The sequence below is a fragment of the Quadrisphaera granulorum genome (assembly GCF_003149145.1).
Classification (GTDB): domain Bacteria; phylum Actinomycetota; class Actinomycetes; order Actinomycetales; family Quadrisphaeraceae; genus Quadrisphaera; species Quadrisphaera granulorum.
Map to the genome: position 1 here is coordinate 45,697 of NZ_QGDQ01000008.1, position 19,241 is coordinate 64,937.

At 72.8% G+C, this 19,241-nt stretch carries 16 protein-coding genes; 11 read left to right on the top strand and 5 right to left on the bottom strand.

Going from position 1 to position 19,241, the window contains the following annotated elements:
* Nucleotides 1-14: 14 nt before the first annotated feature.
* Entirely contained in the window at nt 15-1,409 is a 1,395-nt protein-coding gene (locus BXY45_RS08075) for a glycoside hydrolase family 32 protein (RefSeq protein WP_109773823.1), read from the top strand.
* A gap of 124 nt (nt 1,410-1,533) precedes the next feature.
* Here the strand turns inward: BXY45_RS08075 and BXY45_RS08080 are convergent, their stop codons facing one another.
* The gene (locus BXY45_RS08080) at nt 1,534-4,143 is read right to left on the bottom strand and encodes a flavin-containing monooxygenase (RefSeq protein ID WP_109773824.1); all 2,610 of its coding nucleotides are present in this window, start codon (nt 4,141-4,143) and stop codon (nt 1,534-1,536) included.
* A 214-nt stretch (nt 4,144-4,357) separates the two neighbouring features.
* Here BXY45_RS08080 and BXY45_RS24145 point away from each other — a divergent pair, with 214 nt between their 5' ends.
* A complete protein-coding gene (locus tag BXY45_RS24145) occupies nt 4,358-6,676 on the top strand; it encodes an ATP-binding protein (protein ID WP_109773825.1) in 2,319 nt (772 codons plus the stop codon).
* On the opposite strand, the gene BXY45_RS08090 is transcribed toward BXY45_RS24145, so the two are convergent.
* Nucleotides 6,656-7,822 carry a maleylacetate reductase gene (locus BXY45_RS08090; RefSeq protein ID WP_109773826.1) on the bottom strand — a complete coding sequence of 389 codons (1,167 nt, stop codon included), beginning with the start codon at nt 7,820-7,822 and terminating at the stop codon, nt 6,656-6,658. The genes BXY45_RS24145 and BXY45_RS08090 overlap by 21 nt on opposite strands.
* Nucleotides 7,823-7,858: 36 nt before the next feature.
* Complete coding sequence (locus BXY45_RS08095; protein ID WP_342799527.1) at nt 7,859-8,713, bottom strand: IclR family transcriptional regulator domain-containing protein; 855 nt, start codon at nt 8,711-8,713, stop codon at nt 7,859-7,861.
* A 146-nt stretch (nt 8,714-8,859) separates the two neighbouring features.
* On the opposite strand from BXY45_RS08095, the gene BXY45_RS08100 reads away from it, so the two are divergent.
* The 7 genes from BXY45_RS08100 (at nt 8,860) to BXY45_RS08130 (ending at nt 15,770) form a co-directional block, all read left to right on the top strand.
* The gene (locus BXY45_RS08100; RefSeq protein ID WP_109773828.1) at nt 8,860-9,432 is read left to right on the top strand and encodes a flavin reductase family protein; all 573 of its coding nucleotides are present in this window, start codon (nt 8,860-8,862) and stop codon (nt 9,430-9,432) included.
* A 66-nt stretch (nt 9,433-9,498) separates the two neighbouring features.
* Nucleotides 9,499-11,088 (top strand): 4-hydroxyphenylacetate 3-hydroxylase family protein, encoded by a 1,590-nt coding sequence (locus BXY45_RS08105; RefSeq protein ID WP_109773829.1) that lies wholly within the window; start codon nt 9,499-9,501, stop codon nt 11,086-11,088.
* A gap of 75 nt (nt 11,089-11,163) precedes the next feature.
* Nucleotides 11,164-12,042: a catechol 1,2-dioxygenase gene (catA, locus tag BXY45_RS08110; protein WP_109773830.1), complete on the top strand. Its 879-nt coding sequence runs from the start codon at nt 11,164-11,166 to the stop codon at nt 12,040-12,042.
* An 87-nt stretch (nt 12,043-12,129) separates the two neighbouring features.
* Nucleotides 12,130-13,251 (top strand): muconate/chloromuconate family cycloisomerase, encoded by a 1,122-nt coding sequence (locus BXY45_RS08115; protein WP_109773831.1) that lies wholly within the window; start codon nt 12,130-12,132, stop codon nt 13,249-13,251.
* 41 nt (nt 13,252-13,292) lie between these two features.
* Nucleotides 13,293-13,580 carry a muconolactone Delta-isomerase gene (locus tag BXY45_RS08120; RefSeq protein ID WP_109773832.1) on the top strand — a complete coding sequence of 96 codons (288 nt, stop codon included), beginning with the start codon at nt 13,293-13,295 and terminating at the stop codon, nt 13,578-13,580.
* Nucleotides 13,577-14,632, top strand: a complete 1,056-nt coding sequence (locus BXY45_RS08125) for an adenylyltransferase/cytidyltransferase family protein (RefSeq protein WP_109773833.1) — start codon at nt 13,577-13,579, stop codon at nt 14,630-14,632. Before BXY45_RS08120 ends, BXY45_RS08125 begins: the two co-directional genes overlap by 4 nt.
* A 199-nt stretch (nt 14,633-14,831) precedes the next feature.
* Entirely contained in the window at nt 14,832-15,770 is a 939-nt protein-coding gene (locus BXY45_RS08130; RefSeq protein ID WP_109773920.1) for a phosphotransferase family protein, read from the top strand.
* A 71-nt stretch (nt 15,771-15,841) separates the two neighbouring features.
* On the opposite strand, the gene BXY45_RS08135 is transcribed toward BXY45_RS08130, so the two are convergent.
* Entirely contained in the window at nt 15,842-17,164 is a 1,323-nt protein-coding gene (locus BXY45_RS08135; RefSeq protein WP_109773834.1) for an MFS transporter, read from the bottom strand.
* A gap of 68 nt (nt 17,165-17,232) precedes the next feature.
* Here BXY45_RS08135 and BXY45_RS08140 point away from each other — a divergent pair, with 68 nt between their 5' ends.
* Complete coding sequence (locus BXY45_RS08140; RefSeq protein ID WP_211319354.1) at nt 17,233-17,778, top strand: ArsR/SmtB family transcription factor; 546 nt, start codon at nt 17,233-17,235, stop codon at nt 17,776-17,778.
* A 112-nt stretch (nt 17,779-17,890) separates the two neighbouring features.
* The gene (locus BXY45_RS08145; RefSeq protein ID WP_211319355.1) at nt 17,891-18,586 is read left to right on the top strand and encodes a DUF1345 domain-containing protein; all 696 of its coding nucleotides are present in this window, start codon (nt 17,891-17,893) and stop codon (nt 18,584-18,586) included.
* A gap of 44 nt (nt 18,587-18,630) precedes the next feature.
* On the opposite strand, the gene BXY45_RS08150 is transcribed toward BXY45_RS08145, so the two are convergent.
* A complete protein-coding gene (locus tag BXY45_RS08150; protein WP_170131378.1) occupies nt 18,631-19,071 on the bottom strand; it encodes an ATP-binding protein in 441 nt (146 codons plus the stop codon).
* Nucleotides 19,072-19,241: the final 170 nt, after the last annotated feature.

The window sequence follows — 19,241 nt, forward strand, 5'->3', positions numbered from 1 at the left end:
GCTTGGATGGGGCGGTGACCCGGCCCCTCCTGCACCTCACGCCCACCACGGGCTGGATGAACGACCCCAACGGCCTGACCCAGGTCGACGGCGTGCACCACCTCTTCTTCCAGCACAACCCCGACGCCCCCACCTTCGGCGTCATGCGGTGGGGCCACGCGACCAGCACCGACCTCGTCCACTGGACCGAGCACCCGACGGCGCTGACATCGCGCCCCGGGGCCGCCGACGCCGGCGGCTGCTGGTCGGGGTGCGCGGTGCGCCTGGCTGACGGTCGCACCGCCGTCCTGTACACCGGGGTCCAGCCGCCGGAGCTCGGCGGCCCGCAGCGGGCGGCGGCGGTGCGTGCGGTCGCCTCCGACGCGTCGTTGGTTGCGTGGCAGGTCGACGACGAGCCCGTCATCGCCGACTGGCCCACGCTCGACCCGCCGCTCACCGACTGGCGCGACCACGCCGTGCTGCCCCTCGGTGGAGATGGCGGCGACGGCGACGGCGGACAGGGGCTGCTGCAGGTGGTCGCCGCCGGCACCGCGGGGCACGACGGCGCCGGGCGCCTGCTCGCCTACACCAGCTCCGACCCGGAGCTGCGGGCGTGGACCTACGACGGCGTCTTCCTCGACGCCGCCGCTGCCGGGCTCGACGCGCATGTCTTCGAGTGCCCCGACGTGTTCACCGCCGACGGCGGTGAGCTGGTGGTGGTGCTCTCCTGGTACTCCAAGGACGCCGACGCGGAGCTGCACCACTCCTCCGGAGCGCTGTGGCTGACAGGTCGGCTGGAGCAGGACGACGACGGCGGAGCTCGTCGCGCTGGCGCTGCGCGCTTCGTGCCTCAGCGCCGGGGCGTGCTCGACCTCGGCTCGCGGTTCTACGCGCCGCAGTCGTACACCGCGCAGGACGGCCGCCGCATCGCGTTCGGCTGGCTGCGCACCCAGGACGACCCGGCGATCGTCGGCCGCTCCAGCGTCGGCGCGCAGTCGCTGCCGCGGCGCTGGAGCGTGGTCGGCAGACGGCTGCACCAGACGCCGACGGCGGAGATCACGGACCTGGCGGGCGACGTCGTCGTCGGGGAGCTCCCTCAGCCGGTGCGAGCGCTGGTCGTGCGGCTCGAGGTGGATGGCGGTGCATCCCTGGTCGAGGGCAGTCTCGTGCTCGTGGGGCCCGACGGGCACCGCACCTCGGTGGACCTAGCGGTGTTCGCTCGGTCCACCACTGACGTGCTCGTCGACGGCACCTGGACGCCCGAGGCATCGCAGGTGGAGTGGGCAGAGGTCTACGTCGACACCGGCATCGTCGAGGTGTTCACCAGCGACGGGCGCGCCGCGGCCAGCAGCGATCTCGCCCTGACGGCCGTTGCTGCCGTCGAGGTGACGGGCCCGGTGCGCGCCAGCGTTCGCCTCCTCACCCCCTGACACCGACGTGACGATCAAGGAAGTTCTGCACAGCTTCACGGTCTCCGTGCAGAACTTCCTTGACCGCCGCGAAACCGGGGGGCCGGGCGTGATCATGGACGCGCGGCCACCGGCCCCGAACCCGTCAGGCGAGCGCCGGCGCGCGGTCGCGAGCTGCCTGCGCCACGAGGAAGTCCGCGGCTGCCTGGCGCTGGTCGGAGCACCCGAACACCGCCAGCGACATCCAGAACGCTCCGTGCGCGAGGCCCTCGAAGCGCTGCGCGCGGGCGTCCACACCGGCCGCCCGCAGCTGCTGGGCGAAGGCCTCGCCCTCGTCGCGCAGCGTGTCGCACTCGTTGGTGATGACGAGCGTCGGCGGCAGCCCCGCCAGGTCGGCCGCGGTGAGGGTGTCCAGGGCGAGCCTCGGGTCCCGCACGTCGGCCTCGGAGGAGGTGTACTGCTCGCCGAACCAGGCGAGGTCGTCGAGCTCGATGACGTACCCCTTCGCGAACTGCTCCCGTGATGCCGTCTGCGCCGTCGGGCTGACCAGCGGGTAGACGAGCAGCAGTGACGTGAGGTGCACGCCGTCACGCACCGCCTGCACGGCTGCCGCGGCGGCGAGGTTGCCCCCGGCGGAGTCACCGGCCACCGAGATCCGGTGCCCGTCACCGCCGATCTCGCAGGCGTGCCCCACGGTCCAGCGCAGAGCGGCGCTCGCGTCGTCGTGGGCAGCGGGGAAGCGGTGCTCCGGGGGACGGCGGTAGGTGGCGGACACCACCACCGAACGCGTGCGGACGGCGAGGTCACGGACCACCTCGTCGACGACGTCGAGACCGCCGGCCATGAAGCCGCCGCCGTGGACGTAGAACAGCACAGGTAGCCCGTCGTCGCCGTCGACGTCTGGCCGGTACACCCGCAGCCGCTGCTCCGGGTCGGGGCCGTAGGAGTGCTCGCTCACCGCGGCGACCCGCTGCGGCGGGGCCTGCATGCCGACGAAGGAGTCGACCACCGCCCGTGCCGTCTCCACACCGGCGGCCCGGAAGCCGGGGAACTGCTGCTGGCGCAGCGTCTCCGCCACGAACATGAAGCACGGGTCCAGCTCCTGGCCCGGTGTCGCCGTCTCCAGACCGCGCGAGCTGTCGGCGACGGCGAACCCGCGCCACCCGCCGGCCTTGACGTCCTCGCAGATGGCCCGGTACCGCGGCGCACCACCGAGGTACACCAGCACCCGGCGCGGCTTGCCGGGGATGTTGGCGCCCATGTACCAGGAGCTGGCCGATGTCGGCAGCAGCGTCATCTCCGACAGGGCGTTCGTCTCGGCCACCCACTGGTCCTGCGCCGTGGCGCTCGGCTCGACCACTGTGTGGCCGCTCTCCGCTAGGTGCGCCAGCACGTCACCGATGAGGTCGACGTGGTCCTCGATGGCCAGCGGCATGTTGTAGAGCACTGACGGGCTCTGCGGGCCGGTGACCATGAAGAAGTTGGGGAAGCCGTGCACGGTGAGACCGAGGTAGGTCTGCGGCCCGTCCGCCCAGGAGTCCGCCAGCCGCAGGCCGTCGCGCCCCGTGACGTTCATCGCCAGCAGCGGGCCGGTGCACGCGTCGAACCCGGTGGCCAGCACCAGCACGTCGAGCTCGTGCACCGTGCCGTCGGCCAGGCGCACGCCCTGGGGCATCACGGCGTCGATGCGGTTGGCCGCGACGTCCACCAGCGTCACCGTGTCGCGGTTGTACGCCTCGTAGTAGTCGGTCTCCAGCGGAGGCCGCTTGGTGCCGTACGGGTAGCCGGTCGGGCACAGCAGCTCGGCCGTCGCCGGGTCCTGCACGCGCTCGCGGATGCGCTCGCGGATGTACTCGGCGGCGGTGTCGTTGGCGGCCTTGTCCAGCAGCAGGTCTGCGAAGCTGTCGATGAACAGCCGGAAGCCGCCCTTGTTCCAGCGGTCGTCGAAGACCGCGCGCCGCTGCTCGGGGGAGACCGCCAGCGCCGAGGGCTGCACCTCGTCGTACGGCACCCCGAGGAAGTGGTTGCGCGACTTCGCGCGGATGTCGGAGTAGGCGGCCTTCTCCGCGGCCTCCTGCTCGGGGTCGGTGGAGTGGTTGCCGATCGGCGTCGCGTAGTTCGGGGTGCGCTGTAACACCGTCAGGCTCGCGGCCTGCTTGGCGATCTCGCTGATCGCCTGGATGCCGCTGGACCCCGTGCCGATGATGCCGACGCGCTGGCCGGTGAGGTCGACGTCCTCCAGCCAGTTGCCGGTGAGCAGCGTGCGACCGGCGAAGGTCTCGACCCCGGGGAAGTCGGGCACCTTCGGCACCGAGAGCGTGCCCGCGCCGGAGACGAGGTAGCGCCCCGTGGTCACCGCGCCGTCGTCCGTGGTCACGCGCCAGAAGGAGGCGTCGTCGTCCCAGGTCGCTGACGTGACCCGCACCCCGAAGGTGACGTCCTTGCGGATGTCGAACCGGTCCGCCACGTGGCTGAGGTAGCGCAGGATCTCCGGCTGCGCCGGGAACCGCTCGGTCCAGTGCCACTCCTGCTGGAGCTGCTCGTCGAAGGAGTAGGAGTAGTGGACGCTCTCGATGTCCACCCGTGCTCCGGGGTAGCGGTTCCAGTACCAGGTGCCGCCGACGTCGGCGGCCGCGTCGAAACCGTGGACCGTCAGGCCCATCCGGTCACGGAACCTGTGGATCGCGTAGATGCCGGTGAACCCTGCGCCAATGACGACGACGTCGACGTCAGGCGTGGCAGTCGAAGTGCTCATCGAGCCTCCTGCGGGTCGGGGAGGGGGATCTCCCGAGTGGTCGGTGCGCCTCATCGCGTCCGACGGAGCCCGACGGTGACCCCGGCCACACCGCTCGGGCACGGGGCAGATCACCCCCTCGGGCACCCCACTTGCCCGCCGTGGACGCCGCCGCAGCCGTTGCCCGGCAACCGTCCCGTGACGGTGTGGTCACCGGCGCGTAGCGTTCGCGCTCATGACCAGAGCGGGTCCTCTCACGAGCTTCGTGGGGCGCGACGTGGCGCTGCGAGAGGTGAGAGACCTGCTCGGCGCCTCGCGCCTCGTCACCATCACCGGCACCGGCGGGATCGGGAAGACGCGTCTGGCGGTCGAGGTGGCGCGGCGTGCCCGCAAGGCCTTCGGCGGTGACGTCACCGTGGTCGAGCTGGCGCCCGTGGTGAACGGCTCCGAGGTCGCCTCCGCGGTCGCCGCGGCGCTGACCGTGCCCGACCAGTCCACACGGCCGATCCCCGAGCAGGTGGCGCTGCACCTGGAGGGGCGGCACTGCCTGCTGGTGCTCGACAACTGCGAGCACGTGCTGGACGCCGCCGCTGACCTGGTGGAGCACCTGCTCAGCGAGGTCGAGAGGCTCACCGTGGTCACGACCAGTCGCGAACCGCTCGACCTGCCCGGCGAGCAGGTGTACGCGCTCGGTCCGCTCGGCCTGCCCTCCGCCGAGCGGCGGGCCGATCGCGCCGCCGTCGACGGTGCCGAGGCCGTCAGGCTCCTGGTGGACCGCGCCCGGGCTCTGGTGCCCGGGTTCGAGGTGACCGACGCCAACCGGTCGGCCGTCCTGCAGCTGTGCGAGCGGTTGGACGGGATGCCGCTCGCCCTGGAGCTCGCCGCGGTACGGCTGCGCTCGCTGTCGGTGCACCAGGTGCTGGACCGGCTCGACGAGAGGTTCACCCTGCTCAGCCGCGGCTCGCGGGCGGAAGTGCCGAGGCACCGCACCCTGTGGGACCTCGTCGACTGGAGCCACGAGCTGTGCACCCCGCAGGAGCGCCTGCTGTGGGCGCGCCTGTCCGTCTTCCCCGCCGCCTTCGACCTCGCTGCCGCGGAGGCCGTCGGCACGTGCGAGGACCTCCTCGCTGCCGACGTCCTCGACGTCCTCGACCGCCTGGTGGCCAAGTCGATCGTCACCGCGGACGCCACGGGGGAGGAGGTGCGCTTCGGCATGCTCGTGACGATGCGCGAGTACGGGCTGACCCGGCTGGCCGAGCGCGGCCAGGAAGCGGAGGTGCGGTGCCGCCACCGCGACCACTTCCTCCGCCTGGCCTCGGACGTGGTGCGTGACTGGTCCGGCCCCGAGCAGCCCGCGGCGCTGGCGCGGATGCGACGCAGCCACGCCGACCTGCTCGCGGCACTGGAGTGGTCCACCACCACCCCCGGGGAGTGGGCGCGGGCCGCCCAGCTGGGTTCACTGCTGCGCTACCACTGGATCGCCGGGGGGTTCCTCAGCGACGGACGCCGCTGGCTGGAGCGGATCCTCGCCACCAGCGCCGGGCCGTCCGTCGAACGGGGAGCCGCGCTGTGGGTGGCCGCGTGGGTCTGCCTCATCCAAGGAGACCGCGACGCCGCGGCCGGGCACCTCGCGGCGTGCCGTGAGGTCGCTGCGGCGCTGGACGATGCGGTGCTGACGGCCCGCGCCGACCACTGGACCGCGCTCATGCACCTCTTCAGCGGCGACACCGCGGCGGCGATCACCCGCTACGAGGCCGCGATCGCCGTGTTCGACGAGGTCGGCGAGCACGCCGGGGCCGAGACGGCGCTGTTCCAGCTGGCCATGGCGCAGACCTACGACGGGTCACCCGAGGCGGCGCTGCGCACGTGCGAGCGGGTGCTGGCGCGCTGCACCGCCCGCGGGGAGCAGTGGTGCCGGGCGTACGCGCTGTGGGTCAGCGGCGTCGGCCACTGGCACCTGGGTGACCTGGCGGCGAGCCGGCGCGCCGCCCTGGCCGCCCTGGAGCTGCAGCGCGCGTTCCAGGACGGCATCTGCACCGCGCTCACCCTCGAGCTCACCTCGTGGCTGGCCTGCGGCGAGGGGCAGGTCGAACGAGCCGCCGAGCTCTCTGGCGCCGCCCGTGCGGTGTGGCGCCGGTTGGGGACGACGATCGAGGCGTTCGGGCCCGGCATCACCGCCGACGGCGACCGGATGACAGCACTCATCGACGCCCGACTCGGCCCGGCCAGCGCGGAGGCCCTCCGGGCCGCGCAGTCAGGCCTGTCGAAGGCGGACGCCGTCGAGCTCGCCCTCGGGCGCCGAGCCGCCGTCAGGGGTGGGGGCGGGGGAGCGCTCGCGACGGAGCAGGGTGCCTGCCCCCTGACGCCGCGCGAGCTGGAGGTCGCGCAGCACATCGCCGACGGCCTCAGCAACCGGGCCATCGCCGACCGGCTGGTCATCTCGGTCCGCACGGTCGACGGTCACGTCGAACGGATCCTCGCCAAGCTCGAGTTCACCTCCCGTGCCCAGGTGGCGCGGTGGGTGGCGGAGCGGTCAGCCCTCGCGCAGCGCTGACGGCCCCTCCCACGCCGCGTCGAGAAGCCTGACGAGGCCCTCGCGCGTCACGGGCCGCGGGTTGCTCGGGGGGATCAGCGGCAGCGCGGCTTCGGCCGCAGCCGCGACGTCGTCCCGTGCCAGGCCGAGCTGCGCCAGCGATGTCGCCACCCCCGCAGCGGACGCCAGGGACGACAGGACGACGGCGGGCCGCTCGCCCAGCACCGACCTCAGCCGCGCCGCGGCCCAGGGGGCGGCGGGTGCGTTGAACGCGACCGCGTGCGGCAGCACCACCGCGTGGACGTCGGCGTGGGGGAGCCCGAAGGTGCCGCCCAGCACGTGGCACACCTTGTGGTGCAGGCCGGAGCCCGCCGACGCGAACGCGCGGCCGGCCAGGTGCGCGCCCAGCAGCGCGTCTTCCCGGAGCCGCAGCTCGGACGCGCCGTCGCCGTCGTCGTCCTTCGTCTTCCGTCGCAGCGCCCGCACGAGCAGACCCGCGCCCTGCTCCGCGAGGGCCGCGCTGAGGGGGTCAGCCCGCGGGCCCCACAAGGCGTCGACGCAGTGGGCGAGGGCGTTGAGCTGGGAGGCAGCGGCCACCGCCGCAGGCAGCCCGACCGTGAGCGCGGCGTCGTAGACCACCACCGCGGGCAGCACCGCCGGGTCGGCGGTGACCGCCTTGCGGTCTCCCACGGTCTGCCCCCACACGTCCGTGGCCTCCGACCCGGAGAACGTCGTGGGCACGGCGACGACGCGCACGGGAAGCTGCGCGGCCACGGCCTTGGCCAGCCCGATGACCGACCCGCCGCCGACGGCGACCACCAGGTCGCACCCGCGCTCGCGGACCACGGCGCGAGCGCGGTCGGCGATGTCGACGGGCACGTGCTGCGCGGCGCCGTCCCACCTGACGACGTCGACCCCGGGGGCGGAGGTGCGCAGCGCCTCGGCCATTGCCTCGGCGGTGCCGCGGCTCGAGCCCGAGGCCGTGACGAGCACCCGGCGCGCGCCGTCGTCGTTGTTCTTGTCGTTGCCGCGGTCACGGACCTGCTCCACCACGGCCGCGACGGCCCGGTCGGTGGCGAACACCACCCGCTGCGCGCGCACGTCGTGCTGGAACCGGAGCAGCCCTCGGGCATCGCGTCCGGGTGTCGTCGGTGGCTCCTGCGTCATCGCTCGCGCCTCCTGGTGCGGTCGGGGCACTTCCCGTCAGTAGAACCCCTCGGACGGCACGGACCGCTGCGTCTGCCTGCGGTGGCCGAGCTCGGTGCCGATGCGGTCGGCCGCCTCGAGGAGGAGCGGGACCGTATCGCGACGCAGCACCTGCTCGCTGGCGCGCCCGGTGCTCGTGGAAGACGCCAGCGCCGCCACCACGGTGCCGGAGCGGTCCCGTACGGGCACGGCCGCGGAGAGCAGCCCGGACTCGAGCTCCCCGGACACCACGGCGAAGCCCTGGGCGCGCACCTCGTGCAGCAGGTTGCGCAGCGCCACCGGATCGGTGGTGGTGCGAGCGGTGAGCGCTCGCGGGGGGTGCCGGGTGAGGACCTCGTCGACGACGCCCGCGGGAGCCCACGCCAGGAGCACCCGCCCCATCGACGTGGCGTGCGCCGGGACGCGGGTGCCCACCTGCACGTTGATGCTCATGATGCGGCGGACGGGCACGCGCGCCACGTAGGCGACCTCGCCGCTGTCGAGGACGGCGAGGGAGGCGGACTCGCCGGTCTGCTCGGCGAGCGCCAGCAGGTGCGGCTGGGCGACGGCGACCAGCGCGTGCGACTCGGTGTAGTGCTGGCCGATGAGCAGCACGCGCGGCGTCAGGGACCAGCGGCCGGCGCGGGAGCTCACGTAGCCCAGCCGTTCCAGCGTGATGAGGAACCGCCGGACGGCGGGCCGCGAGTAGCCGGTCAGCTGCGCGAGCTCGGTGAGCGTCGGCTCGGGGTGCTCGGCGTCGAAGGCGAGGAGCAGGGCGAGGCCGCGCTCCAGCGACTGGACGTGGTCACGGTCGCTACCTGCGCTGATGGACTCGGTGCGGGACTCGGGGCGGGGCTCGGAGGTGGTCTTGATGGCTGCCACGCGCACTCCCTTCCGGGGGCCAGGGCGGGGGACAGAGGGGGTGATCTCACGGGTAGACGCCGCCGCCCTGCATCGGCAGAGTTCCTGTGAACGCACAGCGTGCATGTTGCACGCAGAGCGTACAAGGAGATGCGACGATGCCTGCTCCCGAAATCCTCCGCAGCGCCTTCAACAGCTTCGCCAGTGGCGTCACCGTGGTCACCTGCGCCCGTGAGGACGGTGTACCCCACGGCGCGACCATCAGCGCCTTCACCGCCGTCTCCACCGAGCCGGCGCTCTGCCAGGTCACGCTCACCCGCACCGCCAAGGTCTGCACCCACCTGGACGGGCGGCCGTTCGCCGTCAACGTCCTCGCCGCAGACCAGCTGCGGACGGCCCTCCACTTCGCGGGGCGCCCCCGCGATCCCGAGCCGGAGTGGACCGACGGGCCCGTGGCTCCCGTGCTCACCGGCACCGCGGCCACGATCTCGTGCACGCCGTGGCGCACGTACGACGGCGGTGACCACCTCATCGTGCTCGGCGAGGTCGTCGACGCCGTCGTCACCGCAGCCGAGCCGCTCGTGTACCACGGCGGTCGGTTCCGCGAGCTGTCCGCCCTGGTCAGCGACGTCCACTGGCAGGGCTCGATGGACTCGCCGTCCTCCGGCTGGTTCGACGCCAGCACCACCTTCACCAGGCTCCGCCCGCACCTGGAGCGCGCGGCGTCCTGACGCCACAGCCCCCGGCCCGCGAGCCGGCAGAACAGGTCAGTCACCTCCGACGACGAAGGGAACACCATGACCCTGCAGGACAACCCCGCTCCCCTCACCAGCGCGACCGGCGCGGACGAGGCGCCCACGCAGCGACCCATGACGGGGCAGGAGTACATCGACAGCCTCCGTGACGACCGCGAGGTCTGGATCTACGGCGAGCGCGTCAAGGACGTCACCACCCATCCCGCCTTCCGCAACCCGGTGCGGATGACGGCCCGCCTCTACGACGCCGTCCACGCACCCGAGACCCACGACATGCTCACGGTGCCCACCGACACCGGCAACGGCGGCTACACACACCCGTTCTTCCGCAGCCCCCACAGCGTGGACGACCTGCTGGCCGACCGCCGCGCCATCGAGGGCTGGGCCCGGATGTCCTACGGCTGGATGGGGCGCAGCCCGGACTACAAGGCGAGCTTCCTCGGCACCCTCGGCGCCAACAGCGGCTTCTACGCGCCCTTCGAGGACAACGCCAAGCGCTGGTACAAGGAGTCGCAGGAGAAGCTCCTCTACTGGAACCACGCCATCATCAACCCCCCGGTCGACCGGAACATGAGCCCCGACGAGGTGGGCGACGTGTTCATGAAGGTCGAGAAGGAGACCGACGCGGGCCTGGTCGTCTCGGGCGCCAAGGTGGTGGCCACCGGCTCGGCGATCACCAACTACAACTTCATCGCCCACTACGGACTCCCCATCAAGAAGAAGGAGTTCGCGCTCATCTGCACGGTGCCCATGGACTCCCCGGGCATCAAGCTCATCTGCCGTCCCTCGTACACCCAGCAGGCCGCGGTGATGGGGAGCCCGTTCGACTACCCGCTCTCGAGCCGCATGGACGAGAACGACACGATCTTCGTCTTCGACAAGGTGCTCGTGCCCTGGGAGAACGTCTTCCTCTACGGCGACGTCGAGAAGATCAATGGGTTCTTCCCGGTCTCCGGCTTCATCCCGCGGTTCACCTTCCACGGATGCATCCGCCTCGCCACGAAGATCGATTTCATCGCGGGGCTGCTGTTGAAGGCTCTGGAGATCACCGGCAGCAGGGACTTCCGTGGCGTGCAGACGCGCGTCGGTGAGGTCATCGGTTGGCGCAACACCTTCTACGCCCTCGCCGACGCCATGGCCCGCAACCCCGACGAGTGGACCAACGGCGCGCTGCTGCCCAAGCTCGACTACGGGCTGACCTACCGCATGCTCATGATCCAGGCGTACCCGCGGATCAAGGAGATCATCGAGTCGGACGTGGCGAGCGGACTCATCTACCTCAACTCCCACTCCATCGACTTCAAGACCCCCGAGGTCAGGCCGTACCTCGACAAGTACGTCCGCGGCTCCAACGGCTACGACGCCGTGGACAGGGTCAAGGTGATGAAGGCCCTCTGGGACGCCGTCGGCACCGAGTTCGGTGGCCGCCACGAGCTGTACGAGCGCAACTACTCGGGCAACCACGAGAACGTCAAGGCCGAGCTGCTCTTCGCCGCCAACGCCCAGGGCACCACCGCGCAGATGACGGGTCTGGCGGAGGCCTGCCTGGCCGAGTACGACCTCGACGGCTGGACCGTGCCCGACCTCATCGGCAACGACGACGTGTCGATCTTCAGCTGCCGCGGTCGCTGACCGGCCAGCTCCCCTCACAGCGGCACCGACCAGCGGCACCGCACCCCCTCACGCCACAGCACAGCAGGAGCAGACATGAGCACCCTTGACAGGACCGACGAGCTCGTCACCCCACTCACCGCGACCGCTGCCGCCTCCGGTGCGCAGGCCAGCGCCTCCTTCCGCACCAACGAGGTCTACAGCGGCGCCACCGCGGACGTCTCCACCGAGCGCGTCCACACCGTGGCCCGCGCGGTCCTCAAGGCGGTCCACGCCGTCATCGAGGAGCACGAGGTCTCCTACCCGGAGTTCCAGGCCGCCAAGAAGTGGCTCATGGACGTGGGGGAGTTCGGCGAGTGGCCGCTGTTCCTCGACGTCTTCGTCGAGCACGCGGTGGAGGAAGTGGCCTCCAAGGCCCAGCACGGCACGAAGGGCACCATCCTTGGTCCCTACTACCTGCCGGGCCAGGCCCAGCTGGCGAGCCCCGCCACGCTTCCCTCCCGCGCGGAGGAGGTGGGCACCCCGCTGCTGTTCACCGGCCGGGTGACCGACCTCGACGGCAACCCGCTCGCGGGGGCCACCCTGGACATCTGGCACGCCGACTCCGACGGGCTCTACTCCGGGTTCGCCCCGGGTATCCCCGACGGCAACCTGCGCGGCGTCGTCTCCACCGACGCCGACGGGCGGTTCGAGATCCACACCATCGAGCCCGCGCCGTACCAGATCCCCACTGACGGACCCACCGGCGCGCTCATCCGCGCGGCCGGCTGGAGCGCGTGGCGCCCGGCGCACCTGCACCTCCTCGTGGGTGCGCCCGGTCACCGCACGGTCACCACGCAGCTGTACTTCGCCGGGGGTGAGCACCTCGAGAACGACGTCGCCGAGGCCACCAAGCCGGAGCTCGTGCTCAACCCCGTCCAGACGCCGTCCGGCGAGCGCGTGGCGGAGTACGACTTCGTCCTCGAGCGCGCCTGACAGCTGCCCCGGGGCGGCCCACCCGACCGGTGGGCCGCCCTGAGGCGCTCCGCACACCAGCACCGAGAAGCACCGAGGAGCCACCCCGTGCACGACCTCACCATCGACAGGGTCCAGACCCGGCTGCTGGACGTCCCCCTCGTGCGGCCGCACCGGTTCGCCCGCACCGGCATGGCAGCGCAGCCGGTCATGCTGCTCACGCTCACCACCGCCGGCGGCGTCACCGGTACCGGCGAGGGCGTCGTCCCCGGTGGGCCCTGGTGGGGTGGTGAGTCCGTCGAGACGATGCAGGTGATCGTGGAGCGGTACCTCGTCCCCGTGCTCCTGGGGCGACGCGTCGACGACATCGCCGGCCTGCAGCGGGACATGGACGACGTCGTCGGTGGCAACCTCTTCGCCAAGACGGCCGTCGAGGTGGCCCTGCACGACGCCTGGGCCCGCTCCCTGGACGTGCCCGTGCACACCCTGCTGGGCGGTCTGGCGCGGACCTCCGTGCCGGTGACCTGGGCGCTGGGCACCGAGTCGGCGGGCGAGGTGGTCGACGAGGCCCAGGCCAAGCTGAGCAGCGGTGCCCACACGACCTTCAAGCTCAAGATGGGCGCTGCGGAGCCGGCTGCCGACGTCACCCGCATCGTCGAGGTGACCGAGAAGCTGCGCGACAGCGCCGGCGTGCGGGTCGACCTCAACGCGCGGTGGGACCTGGCGACGTCCCTGCGTTGGCTGCCGGCACTGGCCGACGCCGGTGTGGAACTGGTCGAGCAGCCGGTGCCCGCGGGCGAGGTCGACTGGCTCCGGCAGATCAGCGCGGCGCTGCGGGTGCCGGTCATGGCGGACGAGTCCCTGCGCACCCCCTCGGACGCCTACCGGCTGGCCCGCGCCGACGCGGCCGGCGTCTTCAGCGTGAAGACCACCAAGTCCGGCGGTCTGCGCCGCAGCGCCGAGATCACGGCCATCGCTGCCGCGGCCGGCGTCCCCTGCCATGCCGGCACCTCGATCGAGAGCCCCGTGGGCACCGCGGCGTCCCTGCACCTGGCGTGCGCCGCACCGGGGATGACGTGGGGCAGCGAGCTGTTCGGGCCGCTGCTCATGACCGAGCAGCTGACCGTCGAGCCGCTGCGGTACGCCGACGGTCACCTGCACCTGCCGGAGGGTCCCGGGCTCGGGGTGGAGCTCGACCCCGACGTCGTCGAGCGCCTGACCCGCCGCTGACCTGCCACCTGACTGTCAACGCCGACCGCCCGGAGGTTCCCGTGCTCTTCCACGTGCGGATGGACGTCGCCATCCCCCACGACCTCGACCCCGCCCTGCGCGCCGACCTGCTCGCGCGGGAGAGGGCTCGTGCCCTGGAGCTGCAGCGTCAGGGCGTGTGGGTGCACCTGTGGCGCGTCGTCGGGCGCTACTCCAACATCTCGGTCTTCGAGGTGCCGGACGGCGGGGCCCTGCACGACCTGCTGTGGTCGCTGCCGCTGTTCCCCTACATGACCATCGAGGTGACGGCGTTGACCGCGCACCCCTCAGCCCTCGCGGAGAACCCGTGAGCGTGGCCGCGGAGCTCCCGCCGGCATCGCGGCCGCCGTCGTCGTCCTCGTCGTGGTCCTGGTGGGAGCAGGCCGGGCAGGCGTGGTGGGGTCTCGACGACGTCCCGGCGGGGGCCGGTCCGCGGGTGGCGGCGATGGGCGTCTTCGACGGTGTGCACCGGGGACACGCCGCCGTGGTCACCGAGGCCGCCCGTCTGGCGAGGAGCCGAGGGGTGCGCTCGGTGGCGGTGACGTTCCACCCCCACCCCGCGGTGGTGCTCGGCCGACGGCAGGAGCCGGCCGCGCTCGTCTCCGTGCGCCGGCGAGCCGAGCTGCTGCGGGCGGCGGGTGCTGACGACGTGCTCGTGCTGCCGTTCACCCAGGAGCTGGCCGCCGAGCCCGCGGAGTGCTTCGTCCAGCGTGTCCTGCGCAGGGGCCTCGGCTGTCGGGGCGTGGTGGTCGGTGCCGACTTCCGCTTCGGCGCGGGCGGCACGGGAGACCTCACCACCCTGCGGCGGACGCTGGGGCCGGGCGCCGCAGTGGTCGGGGTGCGCCCCGTCTTGCGGGATGCCGAGCGGTGCTCCTCCACGCTGGCGCGGCAGCTGGCGGCGCAGGGTCGGGTCGACGCCCTCACCGACCTGCTGGGCAGGCCCCACCGGGTGGAGGCCGTGCCGGTCGGTGTGCCCGACGCCCTGACAGGTGGTCACGCGGCCGGACCCGCCCGCGTCGTCGTGGAACCTCTCGACGCCGGTGCGGCGCGGCTGGCGGAGGGCCCCTACCGCGCGCGGGTGCTGCCGCTGGGGTGCCCTGCGTTCGATGTCGGGCCAGTGCTCGACGGAGGGCGTGGGCTCGAGGTGGGGCGTGGGCTCCCTGTGGGGCCGGTGCTGGATGTCGAGGTCGTCCACGGCGCCGCCGGCATGAGGCTGCTGCTCGCCGGTGGTGCGTGGGCGTCGACCCAGTGTGGGTCGCTCGCCATCGACCTGCTGGCCCGTCTCGACGACGACGACGCGGGTGCGCGCCGAGGGCACGGAGCGCCTCGTGCCGTCGCGCACCGGCGCGTGGTTCACCCCTGACTTCGCCGCGCGTCACCCCGCGCGGGCGGAGCGGCTGCGTGCCCAACTGCGCCAGCAGCCCCCCCGTCACCGCGACCATGGACGCTGTGCACAGGGCCGGCCGTGATCATGGCCCCCGCGCGCGGGAGGTGCTCCCAGCTGTGCACGCTGCGAGAAACCTCGTTGATCGTCATGTTGTCGCTCGGCCAGGGTGGTCGGCATGAGGGGCGAGGGCGGCGGCCGGGCGCAGTGGCAGGACCTACCGGCGGAGCTGCGCGACGCCGTCGCGCGTGAGCTGGGCTCGCCCGTGGTCCGTGCGACGTCGCAGTCGGGCGGCTTCTCGCCGGGCTCCGCGGACCGCGTGGTGACGGCGTCCGGCCGGCGGGCGTTCGTGAAATCCCTCGATGGAGGCCGCTACCCGGGCTCCGACGACTTCCACCGGCGCGAAGCACAGGTCCTCGGTGCTCTTCCGAGCGGCCTACCGGTGCCGACGCTGCTGGCGCTGGTGGAGACGAGCGGGTGGGTGGCGCTGGTCACCGAGGACGTCGACGGCGAGACGCCCGCCCTGCCGTGGCAGCTGCCCGCCGTCGAGGCCTCGCTGAACGCGCTGGCAGCGGTGGCGGCTGCGGAGGTGCCAGCCGCTCTGCGCACGGTGCTGCCTCGTGCGGAGGAGGGTCTCGCGCACGACGTCGCCGGTTTCGAGCGGCTCCTCACCGACCCGTGGCCGGAGCTGGAGCGCATCGACCCGTGGTCGGCTGCGCACCTCGATGAGCTCGCGGCGCTCGCGCGTCGCGGCAGCCGGGCTCTGGCCGGAGAGGCGCTGAGTCATGGCGACGTCCGCGCCGACAATCTCCTGCACCGGCCCGGCGGGGGAGTGGTGGTGGTCGACTGGCCGCACGCCATGCTGGGGTCGCCGGTCTTCGATGTCGTGGCGCTGCTGCTCAACGTGAGGCTGTCGGGCAGCGACGTCGACGTCGACGCGCTGCTCGTCGAGTGGTTGCCCGGCGCCGAGGACGACGCCACCGCCGTCCTGTGCGGCCTAGCCGCCTTCTTCCTCGATGGCTCCCGGCAGCCGCCGGTGCCGGGCCTGCCTGCGCTGCGCGCGTTCCAGGGGGCGCAGGCGGAGGTCGCGCTCACCTGGCTGCGCGAGCGCTGGTGACCCCACCCCCGCGACGATCAAGGAAGCTCTGCACGCCGAGCGTGCAGAGCTTCCTTGATCGTCGCGAGGTTTCAGGGCGTCGGGTCAGTGGACGGGCCCGAGCGGACCAGCGGGCTGAACAGCACCGGCAGCACGCCGAGCGCCTCCACCGCCAGCGCGACCCACAGGGTCGGCACGAGCCCGATCCGCTCCGCGAGTACGCCGCCGAGGAGCGCGCCGATCGGCATGGTGCCCCACACGAGGAAGCGCACCGACGCATTCATCCGCCCCAGCAGTGGCGCGGGCGTGAGGCGCTGCCGGTACGTCACCTGCGCCACGTTGTAGAGCACGATGCTCACGCCGAGCACGGCGCCGGAGGCAGCGAGGACGACGACGGCGCCGTCGTCGTCCAGAGCACCCGTGGCCACGAGAGGTGCCGCCAGGGGAACGAGCGCGCCGGCGACAAGACCCGGCAGCAGCGCCAGCGCGATGGTGCGGCCCTCGCCGAGCCGTCGCACGATCGCCTGCACGCTCAGCGCTCCGGCCAGCGCGCCCGCCGCGCCGATGCCGAGCGCCGTCCCGACCTGCCCCTCCGACAGTCCGAGCTCGCGCACGGCGTAGAGCACCAGCAGCGCGCCCGTGGCGCTGCCGCCGAGGTTGGAGATGCTCGTGGTGGCGACGATGCGGCGCAGCAGCGGCTGACGCACCACGAACGACAGCCCCTCGGCCACCTCGGCGCGCAGCGACCGGCGCGCGGCCGGGTCCGGCGGGGGCTCGACGTGGGAGATCCGCGAGAGCAGCCCGCTGGATGCGGCGAACGCCACAGCCGAGACCGCCACCGCCAGCGGTGCGCCGACCAGACGCGCCAGCCACCCGCCGACCGCCGGCCCACCCACCTGCGCCACGGACGCAGAGATCTGCAGGAGCGAGTTGCCCTCGCCGAGGCGTTCGGAGCGCACGAGCGAGGGGAGGTAGCTCTGGTAGGCGACGTCGAAGAACAGCGTCGCCACCCCGACGACGAACGCCACCGCCACGACCAGTGGCAACGAGAGCACCCCGGCCCACCACGCGAGGGGAAGGACGGCGAGGGCCACCGCCCGCACCAGGTTGCCCAGCAGCAGCACGCGGCGCTTGGACCAGCGGTCGACCCACGCCCCGGCCGCCAGGCCCAGCAGGAGGAACGCCGCCGACTGCGCCGCGGAGAGCACGCCCATCTGCAGGGGCGAGGCCGCCAGCACGGTCACCGCGAGGAGGGGGACGACGAGGTCGCCCACCTGCGTGGCGCCCTGCGAGACGGAGTCGCCGGCCCAGAGCCGGCGGAAGTCGCGGCCCTCGGGGGCGCGCAGGAGGCTGCTCGGCTCTGGGCTCGGTTCTGGGACCGGCGCGCTGGTCGGGTCAGTGCTCACGAGACCCATGCGACGGGAGTGGTTGGGGAATGTCAATCACTGAGCGCGCTGCGTCATCTCGTGTCTACGTTGGGTGCGTGAGTGCACAGACCTGGGAGATCCCGCATCGACGCGTGGCCACCGAGGCGGAGGCCAAGGCGCTGGCGTCGGCGGTGCGGCTGCGGATCCTGCGGATGTGCCTGGACACGCCCATGACCAACGCGGCCATCGCGGAGCGCCTCGGGCTCAACGCCGCGACGGCCCTGCACCACGTGCGCACGCTCGTGAACACCGGCTTCCTCGAGCCGATGCCGTCCACGCGAGGCCGCCGCGGGGCGCGCTCGGTGCCCTACCGCGCCACCGGCAAGTCCTGGCAGCTCGACGAGCACCGCTCCGCGCGGGCCATGGTGGAGGCGTTTACACAGACGCTGCCGGTGCTGCTCGGTGACGGCACTGAGGAGGCGCCGGCAGACCCCGACCTGCGCGTCGCGCGGCTCGGGCTGCGCCTCGACCGTGAGGGGCGAGCGGAGCTGGAGCAGCGGCTGGATGCGCTGCTCGACGAGTTCGCCCAACGTCCTGGGTCTGTGGGCGCAACGCCGCTGTCGCTGTTCGTTGCCTTGCACCGCGACCCCGACCGCGACTAGCCGCCCTCTTGCAGTGTCAGGTTCTGGTGCAGTGTCAGGTTCTCCAGGCCGGATACGGCCGTGACGTCCTGACGCTGCGCCACGACCTGGGTTCCGGCATAGCCTCCGGCGCGTGCCGTCGAAGCCCGTGGTGAACCGCTCCTCTGCCGAGTCCGCCGAGCCCGCCAGCCGCCCGAAGCGTCGCGCCTCGCGCCGGCTGGCGGCGGCGCTCGTCACGGGCGCGGTGGTCGCGGCGCTCGCCGTCCTCGCTGGCGCGGGAGCTGCGGCCTTCGCGGCCGGATGGGTCGTGGTGGCGGCAGTGGTGCTGGCGCGCGACCTGCGCCTCATCGCCCGCTTCGACGCCGCGGCCACCGCCGTCCACGCCACCCGTGACGACCCCTCTCGCCCGGCCAGCCGCACCGTGCTGCTGCTTGCCTGCCTCGGCAGCCTGGTCGGGGTCGGTGGCCTGCTCGTCCAGGCGGGTAACGCGCACGGAGCGGCGCAGGACGTGCTCGCCGCGCTCGGGCTGCTCGTGGTGGCGGCGTCGTGGTTCGTCGTCCACACGACCTTCTGCCTGCACTACGCCTACCTGTACTACGACGGCGACGAGCCCGGCGGCATCCAGTTCGACGGTGGGCCGCCGTCCTACCTCGACTTCGCGTACGTGGCGTTCTCGATCGGCATGACCTACCAGGTCTCCGATACGGGTCTGCAGTCGCGAGCCATGCGGGGTGCTGCGCTGCGGCACGCCCTGCTGTCGTTCCTGCTGGGTGCGGTGGTGCTCGGCGCCACCATCAACCTGCTGGCCGGTCTCGGCTCCCCGGGCTGACCCCGCCCCCCTTCCCGCACTTGCCGCGGAAAGTGCGGGAAGGGTCAGGCCGGGGCGAGCGTGATGGTCGCCCAGACGCCCTTGCCGGGGCCGCCGCCGGGCCCCTCGTCGCTGACGCCCCAGTGCACCGACAGGCCCTCGACCAGCTGCATGCCACGGCCGGTCTCGGAGTACCAGGGCACGTCGCCGTCGGCAGGCCGAGGCTCGCTGGTGGAGGAGTCGTGCACACCCACCACCACCTGTTCCACGTTGCAGATCAGCGTCAGGACGACGGGCGGCTGCCCGTGCTCGACGGCGTTGGTGACGAGTTCACTGACGACGACGAGCACCGCGTCCAACGCCTGGCTGGCGTGCGCCGCACAAAGGTGGTTGCGGGTGAAGCGGCGTGCGGCGCCCGGTGTGCTGGTGGCGTGCCGCAGCACCACCCGGGCGTGCTCACGGTGCACGGCGGGCGCGGCGGGGTCGGCAGGAGCATCAGCGGTCACAGCAGTCCCACTGTGACATGGCGTGCCGCGAGTGGCGCGCCCTGGAGTCCCCCATTCGCCCGCCCTGACCGCTCGCGCATTGACATGCGCCAAGCGTCGCTGGACGCATCTCGGTCCGCGCTGGTGGCCCGACGGTGAGGATCGACCTCCCCGAGGAGGGGCACAGGGCT

Coding starts and splice junctions, on each gene's coding strand:
- BXY45_RS24145 (WP_109773825.1), top strand. CDS start 4,358: ATGACCAGAGCGGGTCCTCTCACGAGCTTCGTGGGGCGCGACGTGGCG.
- BXY45_RS08090 (WP_109773826.1), bottom strand. CDS start 7,822: ATGACGCAGGAGCCACCGACGACACCCGGACGCGATGCCCGAGGGCTG.
- BXY45_RS08080 (WP_109773824.1), bottom strand. CDS start 4,143: ATGAGCACTTCGACTGCCACGCCTGACGTCGACGTCGTCGTCATTGGC.
- BXY45_RS08135 (WP_109773834.1), bottom strand. CDS start 17,164: ATGGGTCTCGTGAGCACTGACCCGACCAGCGCGCCGGTCCCAGAACCG.
- catA (WP_109773830.1), top strand. CDS start 11,164: ATGAGCACCCTTGACAGGACCGACGAGCTCGTCACCCCACTCACCGCG.
- BXY45_RS08100 (WP_109773828.1), top strand. CDS start 8,860: ATGCCTGCTCCCGAAATCCTCCGCAGCGCCTTCAACAGCTTCGCCAGT.
- BXY45_RS08105 (WP_109773829.1), top strand. CDS start 9,499: ATGACCCTGCAGGACAACCCCGCTCCCCTCACCAGCGCGACCGGCGCG.
- BXY45_RS08130 (WP_109773920.1), top strand. CDS start 14,832: ATGAGGGGCGAGGGCGGCGGCCGGGCGCAGTGGCAGGACCTACCGGCG.